We start from the raw sequence: 14,215 nt of genomic DNA, 5'->3' as shown, positions 1-14,215 counted from the left end.
CCCGGGGGTCAGACGTCGATGACGATGGTGAACGGGCCGTGGTTGGTCAGCGAGACCCGCATGTCCGCGCCGAACCGGCCCGTCTCCACCGTCGCGCCCAGCGCGCGCAGCTGCGCCACGACCTCGTCGACCAGCGGCTCGGCCACCGGGCCCGGCGCAGCCGCGTTCCACGTGGGGCGGCGGCCCTTGCGGGCGTCGCCGTAGAGCGTGAACTGGGAGATCACCAGCAGCGGCGCGTTCACGTCGCTGCAGGACTTCTCCGCCTCTAGGATCCGCACCGACCACAACTTGCGGGCCAGCACCGCAGCCTTCTCCGGCGTGTCGTCGTGGGTCACCCCCACCAGCACGCACAGTCCCTCGCCGACGATCTCGCCCACGGTCTCGCCGCCCACGACGACGCTCGCGCCGTCCACCCTCTGCACCACAGCTCGCATACCACCTGTGTACCAGCCGTGCACCCGTCCGGGGCCGATCGGGTGGAGTGGGACTGCGTCGGGGCCACGGAGAGTGGCACGATGCACGCAGGCGGTGCGGGTGCGCCGCACCGGTCGAGGGGACGGACTCGTTCGTATGAATACTTCTGGTACCTCCGTACCTGCATCACCCGCTTCCATCGCAGCTGCCGCGGTACGACCGCCCGCGCAGCGCACGGCCGAGACCCAGGGGACGCCGACCCCGACCACCGCGCTCGAGCTGCCGGAGCTGCGCGCGCTGCGCCGCGACGCGCAGCGCGACGAGGCCGATCTGAGCTATGTGCGCAGACTGCTCCAGGGCCGCATCGACATCCTGCGCGCCGAGCTCGCCCGGCGCAGCGACCCCGGGCTCGCCCGCCGGGACGACCCCGAGGCTCCGGTGGTGGACCGGCTCTCGGTGATCCTCGCCGACGCCCCCTCCAGCCGCAGCGCCTCCGCCCGGCACGTCACGCTCGGCACCCCGCACAGCGAGGAGTACCGGCTGCTGGCGTCGGAGATGCTGGCCGACGTGGAGCTCTCGGATCTGGGCGCCCGCACGGACGGCGAACTGCACGACGGAATGGGGCGGCTGGTGCGGTACGAGCAGCAGGTCTCGCGGCGCCGGCAGCAGCTCCAGCGGACGGTGGACGACTGCAGTGCGGAGATCACCCGGCGCTACCGGGAGGGAGAGGCGCAGGTGGACGACCTGCTGGCGTAGGAAATTCAGGCGACTGGCGCCGGTCGGGCGATTAGCGTGGGCCGCTATGAGTGCTGACGTCCGGCCGATCGCCGAATCCGAACTCCCCGACTGGCTGCGCACCGTGAGCACCGGTTTCCTGACCGCGTCGAAGGTGACCGACTCCGACGTGGCCCGTTGGGCCAAGTACAGCGACCTCGCCCGCTTGCAGGGCGCGTTCGACTCCGACACCGGCCGTTGTGTGGCGGCCTTCCGCTCCTTCGCGCAGGAGCTGACCCTGCCCGGCGGGGCGGCCGTCCCGTGCACCGCGGTCTCCAGTGTGGGCGTGCTGCCCACCCATCGCCGCCAGGGCCTGCTGACCCGGATGATGGCCGCCGAGTTCGCCGCGGCCCGGGCGCGCGGAGACGTGCTGGCGACCCTGATCGCCGCCGAGTACCCCATCTACGGGCGGTACGGGTTCGGGCCCGCCACCTCCCTCTCGGAGTGGGAGATCGACGTATCGCGCACCGGACTGGACCTGCGGCAGGCGGCGCCCGCGGACGGCGGCCGGATCGACCTGGTGGACGAGGCCGAGGTGCGGCAGGTCGGCCCGGAGCTGCACGAGCGGCTGCGGGCGCGCACGCCCGGCATGGTGAGCCGGGACGAGCGCTGGTGGAACCTGATGACCGGTCTGGAGGAGATGTCCTACCGCCCGTACCGGGAGAAGTTCTTCGCGGTGTACCGCACGGCGGAGGGCGAGGTGGCCGGGCTGGTCGCGTACCAGGCCGATGACCACTGGACGGACGCGAAGGTCCCCCAGAACACCGTGCAGGTCCGCGACCTGCTGGCCGCCACCCCGCAGGTGGAGCGGGCGCTGTGGCAGTTCCTGTGCTCGATCGACTGGGTGCTGAAGGTCCGCACGGGCTACCGGGCCCCCGACGACCTCGTCCCGCAGCTGCTGCCCGACCCGCGCTCGGCCCGGATCGTCACCTCCGCGGACTTCCTGTGGGTGCGGGTGCTGGACGTCGTACGGGCGCTGGGCGCGCGGACGTACGAGGTGCCCGGGGTGCTCGTGCTGGAGGTCGCCGACGGGACGGGACCGGCGGCCGGCCGCTACCGGCTGGACGCGGGCGCCGGTGTGTGCGAGCGGACCGAGGAGGCGGCGGACCTGCGGCTGGACGTGTCCGTGCTGGGCTCCCTGTTCCTGGGCGACGAGTCCGCGGTGCGGCTGGCCGCGCTCGGGCGGGTGACGGAGGAGCGGCCGGGGGCGCTCGCGCTGGCGGACGCGGTGTTCCGTACGGCCCGCCGGCCGTGGTGCCCGGACATCTTCTGACCCGTGCCCCGGCGGCCGGCCGGCCGCCGTCGCCCGCGTCTGCCGGGAGCAGCTGTGTTCCCGCACCGAAAACTGAGGACTGAGGTTTTTGAAGTCACTTGTGGAGTCCCTGCGCGCGGCCGGCTGCGTCTTCGCTGAGGAGGAGGCGGAGCTGCTGACCGGCGCCGCCCGGGACGACGGCCACCTGGCGGAGCTGCTGGCCCGCCGGGTGGGCGGCGAGCCGCTGGAACACGTGGTGGGCTGGGCGGAGTTCTGCGGACTGCGCATGGAGGTCGGCGCGGGGGCCTTCGTACCGCGCCGGCGCACCGAGTTCCTGGTGCAGGAGGCGGTGGGGCTGGCTCGGCCCGGTGCGGTGGTGCTCGACCTGTGCTGCGGGGTCGGCGCCCTCGGCGCGGCGGTGGCGGCCCAGCTGCCGGGCGGTGTGGAGCTGCACGCGGCGGACATCGACCCGGGGGCGCTGGAGTACGCGCGGCGCAACGTGGCCCCGTACAGCGGCCGGGTGTGGGAGGGCGATCTGTACGCCGCGCTCCCGGAGTCGCTGAAGGGCCGGGTGGACGTGCTGGTGGTCAACGCCCCGTACGTGCCGACGGAGGAGATCGGCCTGATGCCGTCGGAGGCGCGGGACCACGAGCCGCTGGTCTCGCTGGACGGCGGGGCCGACGGCCTCGACGTCCACCGCCGGGTCGCGGCGGGCGCCGTGCCGTGGCTGGCCCCGGGAGGTCACCTGCTGATCGAGACGAGCGCCCGCCAGTCCCCGTCGACGGCCTCGGCCCTGGCGTCGGCGGGGCTCGCGGTCCGGGCGGTCACCTCGGAGGAGCTGTACGCGACGGTGGTGATCGGCACGGTCTGACCCCGGGCCTCGGCGCTGGGCCCCCACGACCGAGCACGCGGTGGTGGGAGCTTCTGCAAGCAGTGTGCTTGCAAAAGTTAGCAAGGTGCGGCAGGATCGAAGCATGGCATCGCTCAACGTCGGAAACCTCGGCGAGTACCTCCGTGAGCAGCGTCGGCAGGCCCAGCTTTCGCTGCGGCAACTGGCCGAGGCGGCGGGGGTGTCGAATCCGTACCTGAGCCAGATCGAGCGCGGGCTGCGCAAGCCGAGCGCGGACATCCTGCAGCAGCTGGCCAAGGCGCTGCGGATCTCCGCGGAGACGCTGTACGTGCAGGCCGGGATCCTGGATGAGCGGGACCCCGACGAGGTGGAGACGCGAGCCGTCATCCTCGCCGACCCGACCATCAACGAGCGGCAGAAGCAGGTGCTGCTCCAGATCTACGAGTCGTTCCGCAAGGAGAACGCGCTCGATGCGCCTGCCGCACCCGCCGAACCCGCCGACGAGATGCCGTCGAAGACGAACTGAAGTTGATCCGGGAGGACCAGCACATGGCCATCGCCGATGACCTGAAGAAGACCCTCACCGACCCCACCCCCCTCTACTTCGCCGCAGGCACGGCCGACCTGGCCGTGCAGCAGGCCAAGAAGGTTCCCGAGCTGATCGAGCAGCTGCGCGCCGAGGCCCCCGCGCGCATCGAGGCCGTGAAGAACACCGACCCGAAGGCCGTGCAGGAGGCGCTCACCGCCAAGGTCGCCGAGGTGTTCGGCGCGATCGACCCGAAGAAGCTCGGGGAGACCGCCCAGGACCTGGCGCTGCGCGGCGTGGGCGTGGCCGCGGAGTACGCGGTGCGCGCCAAGGAGACGTACGACAAGGTCGCCGAGCACGGCGAGCAGGCCGTGCGGACCTGGCGCGGCGAGTTCTCCGAGGAGATCGTCGACATCGCCGTGGCCGTCGAGCCCGGGCCGGAGGCGGCCGAGCCGGCTGCCGACCCGGAGCCCGTGGCCGAGGCCGCCGGCGAGGAGAAGCCGGTCGCGAAGAAGTCCACCGCGCGCAGGACCTCCGCCAAGAAGGCCGCCGTCACCGCGGACGACGCGAGCTGAACCGGAACGGCATGAGCGACGGCGGGCCGGGCACCCTTCAGGGGCCCGGCCCGTTGACGTTCGTGAGGGCGCCCGTGCCGGTAGCGTGGAGTCGGGCGGCATCGGAAGTGCGAAGCAGAGCATGAGAAGGCGGTCGAAGCGATGTTGATGGACGGGTTCGATCAGGGCGTGCTCCCGCTGTTCGGGTACGCCATGCTGCTGCTCGCCGTCGTGGCCTTCGTCTTCGCGCTGCTGGCGCGCGAGGACGCGTACCGGGCGGCCGACAAGCAGAGCAAGACCTTCTGGCTGGTCATCCTCGGCATCACCGTCGTGGTGGACGCGTTCCTGGGGATGCTCTTCCTGCAGATCGCTGGTCTCGTCGCGACCATCGTGTTCTTCGTCGACGTACGACCCGCCCTCAAGCAGGTGTCGGGCGGCGGCCGTGGTGGCCGGCGCGGCGGCAGCAGCAGCGACGGCCCGTACGGGCCCTACAACGGCGGGCGGTAGCCCCGGCCCGGCCCGCCGGGCTTTTCCCCGCCCGGCGGTCAGCCCTCGGCGCGGGAGAGCAGGACCACGGCCACGTCGTCGGTGAGCTCGCCGCCGTTGAGGCGGCGGGCCTCGGTGACGGAGGCCTCCAGCAGGCCTTCACCGCTCAGCCCGCGGTCCAGGTGGCGGTTGATCATCTCCACCATGCCGTCCTGGCCCAGCCGCTCCTTGCCCTCGCCGATCCTGCCCTCGATGAGGCCGTCGGTGTAGAGCATCAGGCTCCAGCTGCCGCCGAGCTCGACCTGGCGGCGGGGCCAGCGGGCCCGGGGCAGCAGACCGAGGGCCGGGCCGCTGTTCTCGTACGGGAGCAGTCGCGCGCGGCGGCCCGGCCGGGAGATCAGCGGGGCCGGATGGCCGGCCAGGCACAGGCCCGCGCGGCGGCCGTCCGGGGCGATGTCGACCGTGCACAGCGTCGCGAAGATCTCCTCGTTCGGGCGCTCCACCTCCAGGACCTCCTGGAGGGTGGACAGCAGGTCGTCACCGCACAGGCCGGCCAGCGTCAGGGCGCGCCAGGCGATGCGGAGCTCGACGCCGAGGGCGGCTTCGTCGGGGCCGTGGCCGCAGACGTCGCCGATCATGGCGTGGACGGTGCCGTCGGGGGTGCGGACGGTGTCGTAGAAGTCGCCGCCGAGGAGGGCCCGGCTGCGGCCGGGGCGGTAGCGGGCGGCGAAGCGGAGGTCGGAGCCCTCCAGGAGCGGTGTGGGGAGCAGGCCGCGTTCGAGGCGGGCGTTCTCCTGGGCGCGCAGTTTCGATTCTGCAAGCTTGTACTGGGCGATGTCGGCCCGTTTTCTCTCCACGGCGTAGCGGATGGCGCGGCTCAGCAGCCGGCCGTCCAGCTCGTCCCGGAAGAGGAAGTCCTGGGCGCCGACGCGGACGGCCTCGGCGGCGCGCTCGGCGTCGTCCTCTCCGGTGAGGACGAGGACGGCGTGCCGGGGCGCGATGCGCAGCACCTGGCGCAGGGCCGCCAGCCGGTCCACGGCGGTGGCCGTGGCGGTGCCGGCGGCTCCCGGTGCTCCCGGCATGCGGGCGCTGGCGTCCGGGAGGGACAGGTCGAGGAGGATGCAGTGCACGTCGGGGGTGAGCAGTCGCTCGGCTTCGGTGAGGTTGCGGGCGGTGCGGAGCCGGATGCGGTGGCCGTCGGCGTCGAGGATCTCGGGGACGGTGAGGCCGCCGGCCGGGTCGTCCTCGATGACCAGGAGGGTCAGCGGGATCGTGTGAGGGGTCGCCTGCGGAGTCGCTTGCGCGACGGCGGTGGCGGTTGCGGTGGCGGCGGTCGGTGCGGCGGTGTGCAGAACGGCCTGACCGCCCTCCGGGGCCGGGGTGTCCCTCTGCCGCGGTACGGGTACGGACATCGTCTCCGGTTCCTTCCCTCCCCCCGAGGGTGCGCTCGTCCGGCAGACCCTAGCGGTCCCGGCCCGGCGAGCGGAATGCCGTTCTTCGCCGAGGCCTCCGGCATATGCCGTTATCGCGGGGGAAAAACGTCCTCACTGGATGACAAAGGTCACGGCGGGGGTCGCGATCCGTCCCGCCTACCGAGACGTGCGCCACACCCCGTTGGTTGCCTCCCCCGCCCGACGGCTGCCCGCAGCCTCCGTCCGGGTTCCCACGCCTCAACCGCCGGCGAGGCTGCATTTCCAGCCCGTCCGGCACAGCCGGCGGCGCCCGCGCCCGGGCCTCGGGGCCTGGGCCCAGGCGGCCCGGGGGCCCGGGGCCCGGGCCAGGAAGTACCCGTTCGGCTCCCCGCGAGGGGCTACGCGTCGGGGCGGACCACGGCCTTGATCGGCATCGAGCCCGCGCCCGCCATCGTCACGTTGCGGCCGGGGCGCGGGGCGTGGACCATCGCGCCGTCGCCGACGTACATGCCGACGTGGCTCGCGTCGTCGAAGTAGATGATCAGATCGCCGGGGCGCATGTCCTTGAGCGCGACCTTCGGGAGCAGCCGCAGCTGCTCCTGCGAGGTGCGCGGGATGCCACGGCCCGCCGCCAGCCAGGCCTGCGAGGTCAGCCCGGAGCAGTCGAACGAGCCCGGGCCCACGGCGCCCCAGCGGTACGGCTTGCCCATCTGCGCCGTGGCGAACTGCACGGCCCGCTTGCCGGCCTCCGTCGCCTTGCCGTTGACGTCCTTCATCGCGCCCGTCGACAGCCACGCCGTCTGCGCCTTGTACTGGGCTTCCTGCTCCAGCTGGATCAGCCGGGCCTTCTCCTCGGCCTCCAGCTTGCTCTCCAGCTCCTCCGCCGCCTTGATCTTCTCCTCGATCTGCTTCTTAGATTCCTCCTGCTTGACCCGGTTGGCCTCCAGCGTCTTCCAGCGGTCGCTCGCCTCCTGGGCGTAGCGCTGCAAGTCGCTCTGGGTCCGGCCCAGTTCGGAGAGGAGGTCCGAGGTGGCCTTCTCGCCCTGCCGCAGCCGGCCCGCCCCGTCGAGGAACTGCCCCGGGCTGTCGCTCAGCGCCAGCTGCGCGCCCGGCGGCAGTCCGCCCGAGCGGTACTGGGCGCGGGCGGCCGCGCCCGCACGGCTCTTGAGGGTGGTGATCCGCTCCTGGCCGGCGACGACCAGGTTGGCGATCTCGACGATCTTCTCGGACTGGGTCTTGGTCTCGGCCTCGGCGAGGTTGTAGGCGTCCGTGGCGGTGCCCGCCTGCCGGTAGAGCTCCTCGATGTCCTTGCGGACCTGCTCGAGGGACTTCCCGCCCGGCCCGGGCAGCGGAGCGCCGGGATTCCCGGGAGAGGCGGGTGTGGCGGGCGCACCCGGTGCGGCGGGCGCGGCCGGTGCCGCGTACGCCGTGCCCGTCGCGAGACCCGGCGCCGTCAATATCGCCATCGCGCACAGCAGCACGAGCGAACTTGCGCCACGTCGTCGCCTTACGGCCCCCATGGTCCCCCCAGGCACCCGGGTCAGACCTCGTATCAGATCTGACTATTCATCAGTAACTTCCCACTGCCATCGGGATGGTGCCACGAGTCGATGAATTCCGACACCCTTGTGGATGTCTTTCCGATCTTGTCCGCCCCAACGGACGTCGTGTCCCGCCCCTCATGGATCAACGGCCCGCCCGCACCCCCGGTTCCCCACCGCACCGCATTCACCCCACCGGGCGCAACGCCTCCCAGCGCAGCGTCAGTTCCCCCTGCCGCCACCGCCCCGGCCCGTCCGCCAGCGGCCAGTCGACGGCCAGCGCCCGCGCCGTGCGGATCCAGCGCTGCCGCGCCCCGTACGAGGCGTACGGGGCCGCCGCCGCCCACGCCCGGTCGAAGTCGCGCAGGAACGCGTGCACCGGCTCGCCCGGCACGTTCCGGTGGATCAGCGCCTTCGGCAGCCGCTCCGCCAGGTCCGAGGGGCGCTCCAGGGAGCCCAGCCGGGTCGCGAACGTCACCGTGCGCGGCCCCTCCGGGCCCAGCGCCACCCACACGTGCCGCCGCCCGATCTCGTCGCAGGTCCCCTCCACCAGCAGCCCGCCCGGGGCCAGCCGCGCACACAGCCGCGCCCACACCTCCGCGACCTGCTCCTCGTCGTACTGGCGCAGCACGTTCGCCGCACGGATCAGCGCCGGGCGCGCCCCGCCGTCCAGCGGAACCTCGAAGCCGCCGTGCCGGAAGCTCAGCCCCTCCCGCTCGTACGGCTTCGCCCCCGCCACCCGCGCCGGCTCGATCTCGATGCCGACCACCCGCACCCGGGGCGCCGCCTCCCGCAGCCGCGCCAGCAGCTCGACCGCGGTCCAGGGCGCGGCCCCGTAGCCGAGGTCGACCGCGACCGGCGCCTCCGCGCGCCGCAGCGCGGGCCCGTGCGTGGCCGCGATCCAGCGGTCCATCCGGCGCAACCGGTTCGGATTGGTCGTCCCGCGCGTCACCGAGCCCACGGGGCGGCCAGGGGCGCGACCGGGCGCGCGGCTGGTGGGCGGGGTGGTGCGGGAGGCCATGAGCCGAGGGTAAGCGGAGTGCCCGCGCCGGATGAAAATCCGGCGGTGCCGCGAGAAAGACGGGGAAACCGCAAGGAAAACCGGAGACCCCGGAATGCGGGGGGCCGCCATCCGGGTTGCACTCCTTGCAGGGCGCCTTCCGCGCCCTCGTCGGCATGCCATCCAGTCACGCCGTCCGCCCTGCCGTCCGTCCGCCCTGTTGTCCGAGCGTTTTGTGCGCGCACCGTCCGAGCCGAGAGGAACTGCTCCCTTGAGCCAGTACGTGTCCCGCCTCGGCGGCAGCCTCAGTAGCCGTCTCGCCGCCGCCCGCGCCACCCGTCACGAGCCGCCGCGCCTGCGGCTGCCGGCCGTGGGCCACCACCGCAAGCCGCGCCGCGTGGCCATGCTCAGCGTGCACACCTCGCCGCTGCACCAGCCCGGCACCGGCGACGCCGGCGGGATGAACGTCTACATCGTGGAGCTGGCCAAGCGGCTCGCCGCGATCAACATCGAGGTCGAGATCTTCACCCGGGCCACCACCGGCGGGCTGCCGCCCGTGGTCGAGCTGGCCCCCGGAGTCCTCGTACGGCACGTGGACGCGGGCCCGTACGAAGGCCTCGCCAAGGAGGAGCTCCCGGCCCAGCTGTGCGCCTTCACCCACGGCGTGATGCAGGCCTGGGCCGGCCACCGCCCCGGCTACTACGACCTGGTCCACTCCCACTACTGGCTCTCCGGCCACGTGGGCTGGCTCGCCGCCGAACGCTGGGGCGTGCCCCTCGTCCATGCCATGCACACCATGGCCAAGGTCAAGAACGCGGCGCTGGCCGAGGGCGACACCCCCGAACCCGCCGCCCGCGTCATAGGCGAGACCCAGATCGTGGCAGCCGCCGACCGGCTCATCGCGAACACCGCCGAGGAGGCCGACGAGCTCGTCCGGCACTACGAGGCCGACCCCGGCAAGGTGGCCGTCGTCCACCCCGGAGTGAACCTCGACCGCTTCACGGTCGGCGACGGCCGGGCCGCCGCCCGCGCCCGCCTCGGTCTGCCGCAGGACGCCGTCATCCCGCTCTTCGCCGGGCGGATCCAGCCGCTGAAGGCCCCCGACATCCTGCTGCGCTCCGTCGCCGTCCTGGTCGACCGGGACCCCTCGCTGCGCCGCCGTCTCTTCGTCCCCGTCGTCGGCGGCCCCAGCGGCAGCGGCCTCGCCAAGCCGGAGGGCCTGCAGAAGCTCGCCGCGAAGCTCGGCATCGCCGACCTCGTGCACTTCCACCCGCCGGTGGCGCAGGACGGGCTCGCGGACTGGTTCCGGGCGGCGTCCGTGCTGGTCATGCCCTCGTACAGCGAGTCGTTCGGGCTCGTCGCGATAGAGGCCCAGGCCGCCGGTACGCCGGTGCTCGCCGCCGAGGTCGGCGGGCTGCCCGTCGCCGTCAACGACGGGGTCACGGGGATCCTCGTACCCGGGCACGATCCGGTGGACTACGCGCGCGAGCTGCGGCGCTTCGTGGACGATCCCGGCCTCGCGGACCGGATGGGCGCCGACGCGGCGCGGCACGCGCAGTTCTTCGGCTGGGACACCGCGGCGAGCGGTACGGCCGACGTCTACACGGCGGCCATGCATGATCACCGCCGTCGCGTACGCTCCCACCATGGCTGACGCTGACACCGCCGAGATCATCGAAAGCGCGCTCAACGGCGCCGAGCTGAGCTGGGAGAGCCCCTCGCCGGGCTCCTACGTCGTCCAGCTCCCCGGCACCCGCAAGCTGAGCACCACCTGCTCGCTGCGGGTCGGCCGCCACTCGCTGTCGGTCAACGCCTTCGTGATCCGCCACCCCGACGAGAACGAGGCGGGCGTCCACCGCTGGCTGCTGGAGCGCAACCTCAAGCTCTTCGGGATGGCGTACGCGGTGGACCGCCTCGGCGACATCTACCTGACGGCCAGGCTCCCGCTGTCGGTCGTCACCGCCGACGAACTGGACCGCCTCCTCGGCACGGTCCTGGAGGCGGCCGACGGCTCCTTCAACACCCTGCTGGAGCTGGGCTTCGCGAGCGCGATCCGCCGCGAGTACGAATGGCGGGTCTCGCGCGGCGAGCCGACCTTCAACCTCGACGCGTTCAAGCACCTGACCCGCCCGCAGGGCGAACCGGCCGGCCCCGGCACTCCGATCGGCTGACACGCGGCACCGAACGGCGCGGGACGGCGTGTCGGCCCGCCCGGCCGGGCCCGGACGCCCGCACCGTGACGGGATGAGCGGGACCACAGCCGAAGCACTCATGTGCACCTGGTTCGCCCTGGCCCTCCTGTCCGCCGGCTACGTCGCCCACGACGCGTTCACCAGGAACCCCGAGCTCACGGTGATGAAGTGGGGCTGGGTGCTGGTGACCCTCTACATCGGCCCGGTGGGCGCCGCGCTCTACGTGCTGTCCTGCAAGGAGCCGCGTCCGGGGACCCACGAGCGGTTCGTGGCGCCGCTGTGGAAGCAGGCGCTCGGCTCGACCATCCACTGCGTGGCCGGCGACGCGACCGGCATCATGGTCGCGGCCGTCGTCGCCTCGCTGCTCGGCCTCCCGCCGTGGGCCGACGCCCTCTTCGAGTACGCGGTGGGCTTCGGTTTCGGGCTGCTGGTCTTCCAGGCCCTGTTCATGCGCGACATGCTCGGCGGCAGCTACGTGCGGGCCGTCCGCTCGACGGTGTACGCGGAGTGGCTCTCGATGAACTGCGTGATGGGCGCCATGGTCGCGGTGAACGTGATCGTGCGCAGCCAGGTGCCGGGGGCGCGGGACGTCGGCGACGTGCGCTTCTGGGCGACGTTCTCGCTGGCGGTGCTGGCCGGCCTGGCCTTCGCGTACCCGGTCAACGTGTGGCTGGTCGCCAACCACCTCAAGCACGGGATGGGGACGGTACGGGCGCTGGGCGAGGGCGGCGAGCCGCTCCCGGCCGCCGCCGCCCACGCGGGTGCCTCCGGCATGGCCATGCCGGAGGCGGAGGTGACGGCGGAGCAGAAGACGGCCATGGCGGTGCTGACGGTCCTCCTCCTCGCGGCCGGGGTCCTGCTGGCCGCGATCTTCGGGCACCTGGCCTGACGCGGTCAGCCCGCGGGAAGCCGCTCGGCCGCCGGTGCGGGAGCACCACCGGCCACGGTCGTGCCCGTACCCGCGTCGCCCTCGGACAGACCCCGCATCAGCAGCCAGTAGCCGGCCGCCGCGACCGTGCCGAGGACGCCGGTGGCCCCCCAGAGCCAGTCCGCCCCGTACCGGTCGATCACGAAGCCCGCCATCAGCGGCGCCACCAGCGAGGCCACCGCCCAGGACAGGTTGTAGACCCCCTGGTAGCGGCCGCGCCCGTGCACCGGCGAGAGCCGTACGACCAGGCCCATCTGGGTCGGCGAGTTCACGATCTCCGCCAGCGTCCACACGCACACCGTCAGCGCGTACGCCCACACCGGCCCGGCGAAGGCCGTCAGCGCGAACCCGTACCCGGCCAGCAGTGCCGAGATCACCAGCAGCTTCTGCGGGTCGCGGCGCTCGATGAACGCCGTGACCGGTATCTGCAGCAGCACGATCAGCAGCCCGTTCACGGCGACGACCAGCCCGTAGTCCCCGGGGGAGAACCCGGCGGCGCCCATCGCGACCGGCAGGCCGACCGAGCCCTGCGTGAAGATCAGCGAGATCAGGAACGACAGCCCGACCACGCTCATGAACCGCCCGTCCCGCAGCACGCTCCCGAGCCCGATCGTGGGCTCCTCGTCGGCGGTGGCCGACGCGCCCTCGGGCCGGGCGGGCCGGTCCGGCCGCGACTCGGGCAGCTTGACGAAGACCAGCACCGCGCAGACCAGCGTCAGCGCCGCCTCGCCCAGGAAGCCGGCCAGGTAGCTGTACTCCGCGATCACCCCCGCCGCCGTGGCGCTGACGGCGAAGCCGAGGTTGATGGCCCAGTAGTTGAGCGCGAAGGCCCGTACGCGGTCCTCCGGGCGGACGATGTCCGCCATCATCGCCGCGACCGCCGGCCGGGAGGCGTTCGAGGTCATGCCGACGAGCATGGCCACCGCGGCGATCGCCGCAGGGTGCTCCATGAAGCCGAGCAGCGCCACCGAGAACGCGGTCGAGGCCTGGGCCGCCAGCAGTGTGGGGCGCCGCCCCAGCCGGTCGGTCATCACCCCCGCGACGAGCGAGGAGACGACACCGCCGAGCCCGTGGAGGGCGACCACGAGTCCCGCGAAGGAGGCCGAGTAGCCCCGGTCCAGCGTCAGGTACAAGGTCATGAAGGTGGCGACGAAGGCGCCGAGCCGGTTGACCAGCGTGCTCGTCCAGAGCCACCAGAAGGCGCGGGGCAGACCCGAGACGCTCTCCCGGGCGGCCCGTCTCAGACTGGCAGCGGACATAAGGAATCCCCCCGGAGACGTAAGTGTCACTTGAGCAGTGTGCACATTACGAGTGCCGGGCCCCCGGGCGCCACCCGATTGACGTGCGGCGTCAATCGGCAGGACCCTGCCTCGCGCGCGAGCGCGCCCGCCCGTCCATTAGGCTCGTACGCATGGCCGACGCACCGTACAAGCTGATCCTCCTCCGCCACGGCGAGAGCGACTGGAACGCGAAGAACCTGTTCACCGGCTGGGTGGACGTCAACCTCACCGAGAAGGGCGAGAAGGAGGCGGTCCGGGGCGGTGAGCTGCTCAAGGACGCCGGCCTGCTGCCCGACGTGCTGCACACGTCCCTCCAGAAGCGCGCCATCCGCACGGCGCAGCTCGCGCTCGAGGCCGCGGACCGCCACTGGATCCCGGTGCACCGCTCCTGGCGCCTGAACGAGCGCCACTACGGTGCGCTCCAGGGCAAGGACAAGGCGCAGACCCTCGCCGAGTTCGGCGAGGAGCAGTTCATGCTGTGGCGCCGCTCGTACGACACCCCGCCGCCGGTCCTCGAGGACGGCACGGAGTTCTCGCAGTCCGAGGACCCGCGCTACGCGTCGATCCCGAACGAGCTGCGTCCGCGCACCGAGTGCCTCAAGGACGTCGTCGAGCGCATGCTGCCGTACTGGTACGACGGCATCGTCCCGGACCTGCTGGCCGGCCGCACGGTGCTGGTCGCCGCGCACGGCAACTCCCTGCGCGGTCTGGTCAAGCACCTCGACGGCATCTCGGACGCCGACATCACGGGCCTGAACATCCCGACCGGCATCCCGCTCGTCTACGAGCTGGACGCCGACTTCAAGCCCCTCAAGCCGGGCGGCACCTACCTCGACCCGGACGCGGCCGCGGCCGCCATCGAGGCCGTCAAGAACCAGGGCAAGAAGTAGCCCCAAGGCGCGACAGGGCCCCCCACCTGCTGGTTCTCAGCGGGTGGGGGGCCTTCTGCCGTCTTCGGGCCGTCCCTGGGCCGTGCTGCAGCCGCTTGAACGAAAGGTCCCGAACC

At 72.8% G+C, this 14,215-nt stretch carries 15 protein-coding genes; 10 read left to right on the top strand and 5 right to left on the bottom strand.

Annotated features, from left to right (window positions below; translation table 11 throughout):
* Nucleotides 1-8 precede the first annotated feature (8 nt).
* Nucleotides 9-434: a D-aminoacyl-tRNA deacylase gene (gene dtd, locus OG472_RS21535; RefSeq protein WP_319724899.1), complete on the bottom strand. Its 426-nt coding sequence runs from the start codon at nt 432-434 to the stop codon at nt 9-11.
* Between the two features lie 136 nt (nt 435-570).
* On the opposite strand from dtd, the gene OG472_RS21530 reads away from it, so the two are divergent.
* From OG472_RS21530 to OG472_RS21505, 6 genes are all read left to right on the top strand, one after another.
* Entirely contained in the window at nt 571-1,170 is a 600-nt protein-coding gene (locus OG472_RS21530) for an AmfC protein (RefSeq protein ID WP_405830826.1), read from the top strand.
* Nucleotides 1,171-1,216: 46 nt separating this feature from the next.
* The gene (locus OG472_RS21525; protein WP_405941905.1) at nt 1,217-2,461 is read left to right on the top strand and encodes a GNAT family N-acetyltransferase; all 1,245 of its coding nucleotides are present in this window, start codon (nt 1,217-1,219) and stop codon (nt 2,459-2,461) included.
* A gap of 88 nt (nt 2,462-2,549) precedes the next feature.
* Nucleotides 2,550-3,311 (top strand): putative protein N(5)-glutamine methyltransferase, encoded by a 762-nt coding sequence (locus OG472_RS21520; RefSeq protein ID WP_405830825.1) that lies wholly within the window; start codon nt 2,550-2,552, stop codon nt 3,309-3,311.
* Between the two features lie 103 nt (nt 3,312-3,414).
* Nucleotides 3,415-3,816, top strand: a complete 402-nt coding sequence (locus OG472_RS21515; RefSeq protein ID WP_383569647.1) for a helix-turn-helix domain-containing protein — start codon at nt 3,415-3,417, stop codon at nt 3,814-3,816.
* A gap of 23 nt (nt 3,817-3,839) precedes the next feature.
* Nucleotides 3,840-4,391: a hypothetical protein gene (locus OG472_RS21510; protein ID WP_401608008.1), complete on the top strand. Its 552-nt coding sequence runs from the start codon at nt 3,840-3,842 to the stop codon at nt 4,389-4,391.
* Between the two features lie 141 nt (nt 4,392-4,532).
* Entirely contained in the window at nt 4,533-4,877 is a 345-nt protein-coding gene (locus OG472_RS21505; protein WP_401608011.1) for a DUF2516 family protein, read from the top strand.
* Nucleotides 4,878-4,915: 38 nt separating this feature from the next.
* Here OG472_RS21505 and OG472_RS21500 read toward each other — a convergent pair whose 3' ends face one another.
* From OG472_RS21500 to OG472_RS21490, 3 genes are all read right to left on the bottom strand, one after another.
* A complete protein-coding gene (locus OG472_RS21500; RefSeq protein ID WP_383569656.1) occupies nt 4,916-6,268 on the bottom strand; it encodes a PP2C family protein-serine/threonine phosphatase in 1,353 nt (450 codons plus the stop codon).
* A 398-nt stretch (nt 6,269-6,666) separates the two neighbouring features.
* Complete coding sequence (locus OG472_RS21495; RefSeq protein WP_405830823.1) at nt 6,667-7,788, bottom strand: NlpC/P60 family protein; 1,122 nt, start codon at nt 7,786-7,788, stop codon at nt 6,667-6,669.
* A gap of 208 nt (nt 7,789-7,996) precedes the next feature.
* Nucleotides 7,997-8,830 carry a class I SAM-dependent methyltransferase gene (locus OG472_RS21490; RefSeq protein ID WP_383569663.1) on the bottom strand — a complete coding sequence of 278 codons (834 nt, stop codon included), beginning with the start codon at nt 8,828-8,830 and terminating at the stop codon, nt 7,997-7,999.
* A gap of 250 nt (nt 8,831-9,080) precedes the next feature.
* On the opposite strand from OG472_RS21490, the gene mshA reads away from it, so the two are divergent.
* The 3 genes from mshA (at nt 9,081) to OG472_RS21475 (ending at nt 11,890) form a co-directional block, all read left to right on the top strand.
* On the top strand, nt 9,081-10,463 hold the full coding sequence (gene mshA / locus OG472_RS21485; RefSeq protein WP_405830822.1) for a D-inositol-3-phosphate glycosyltransferase: 1,383 nt from the start codon (nt 9,081-9,083) through the stop codon (nt 10,461-10,463).
* Nucleotides 10,456-10,980, top strand: a complete 525-nt coding sequence (locus OG472_RS21480) for a YbjN domain-containing protein (protein WP_401608020.1) — start codon at nt 10,456-10,458, stop codon at nt 10,978-10,980. The genes mshA and OG472_RS21480 overlap by 8 nt, the downstream gene beginning before the upstream one ends.
* A gap of 73 nt (nt 10,981-11,053) precedes the next feature.
* The gene (locus OG472_RS21475) at nt 11,054-11,890 is read left to right on the top strand and encodes a DUF4396 domain-containing protein (protein WP_405830820.1); all 837 of its coding nucleotides are present in this window, start codon (nt 11,054-11,056) and stop codon (nt 11,888-11,890) included.
* A 5-nt stretch (nt 11,891-11,895) separates the two neighbouring features.
* On the opposite strand, the gene OG472_RS21470 is transcribed toward OG472_RS21475, so the two are convergent.
* Nucleotides 11,896-13,188 carry an MDR family MFS transporter gene (locus OG472_RS21470; protein WP_401608024.1) on the bottom strand — a complete coding sequence of 431 codons (1,293 nt, stop codon included), beginning with the start codon at nt 13,186-13,188 and terminating at the stop codon, nt 11,896-11,898.
* A gap of 152 nt (nt 13,189-13,340) precedes the next feature.
* On the opposite strand from OG472_RS21470, the gene OG472_RS21465 reads away from it, so the two are divergent.
* Nucleotides 13,341-14,099: a phosphoglyceromutase gene (locus tag OG472_RS21465; protein ID WP_351300049.1), complete on the top strand. Its 759-nt coding sequence runs from the start codon at nt 13,341-13,343 to the stop codon at nt 14,097-14,099.
* The last annotated feature ends 116 nt before the right edge of the window (nt 14,100-14,215 follow it).

The sequence above is a fragment of the Streptomyces sp. NBC_00207 genome (assembly GCF_045160965.1).
In the GTDB taxonomy this organism is placed as follows: domain Bacteria; phylum Actinomycetota; class Actinomycetes; order Streptomycetales; family Streptomycetaceae; genus Streptomyces.
The sequence above is the reverse complement of the archived record's forward strand: the minus strand, read 5'-3'. Positions and strand labels throughout refer to the sequence as shown.

Excerpts from the sequence above, each read along its gene's own strand:
- OG472_RS21475 (WP_405830820.1), top strand. The coding sequence starts at position 11,054 with ATGAGCGGGACCACAGCCGAAGCACTCATGTGCACCTGGTTCGCCCTG.
- dtd (WP_319724899.1), bottom strand. The coding sequence starts at position 434 with ATGCGAGCTGTGGTGCAGAGGGTGGACGGCGCGAGCGTCGTCGTGGGC.
- OG472_RS21505 (WP_401608011.1), top strand. The coding sequence starts at position 4,533 with ATGTTGATGGACGGGTTCGATCAGGGCGTGCTCCCGCTGTTCGGGTAC.
- OG472_RS21525 (WP_405941905.1), top strand. The coding sequence starts at position 1,217 with ATGAGTGCTGACGTCCGGCCGATCGCCGAATCCGAACTCCCCGACTGG.
- OG472_RS21490 (WP_383569663.1), bottom strand. The coding sequence starts at position 8,830 with ATGGCCTCCCGCACCACCCCGCCCACCAGCCGCGCGCCCGGTCGCGCC.
- OG472_RS21510 (WP_401608008.1), top strand. The coding sequence starts at position 3,840 with ATGGCCATCGCCGATGACCTGAAGAAGACCCTCACCGACCCCACCCCC.
- OG472_RS21515 (WP_383569647.1), top strand. The coding sequence starts at position 3,415 with ATGGCATCGCTCAACGTCGGAAACCTCGGCGAGTACCTCCGTGAGCAG.
- OG472_RS21465 (WP_351300049.1), top strand. The coding sequence starts at position 13,341 with ATGGCCGACGCACCGTACAAGCTGATCCTCCTCCGCCACGGCGAGAGC.
- OG472_RS21480 (WP_401608020.1), top strand. The coding sequence starts at position 10,456 with ATGGCTGACGCTGACACCGCCGAGATCATCGAAAGCGCGCTCAACGGC.
- OG472_RS21530 (WP_405830826.1), top strand. The coding sequence starts at position 571 with ATGAATACTTCTGGTACCTCCGTACCTGCATCACCCGCTTCCATCGCA.
- OG472_RS21470 (WP_401608024.1), bottom strand. The coding sequence starts at position 13,188 with ATGTCCGCTGCCAGTCTGAGACGGGCCGCCCGGGAGAGCGTCTCGGGT.
- OG472_RS21495 (WP_405830823.1), bottom strand. The coding sequence starts at position 7,788 with ATGGGGGCCGTAAGGCGACGACGTGGCGCAAGTTCGCTCGTGCTGCTG.
- OG472_RS21500 (WP_383569656.1), bottom strand. The coding sequence starts at position 6,268 with ATGTCCGTACCCGTACCGCGGCAGAGGGACACCCCGGCCCCGGAGGGC.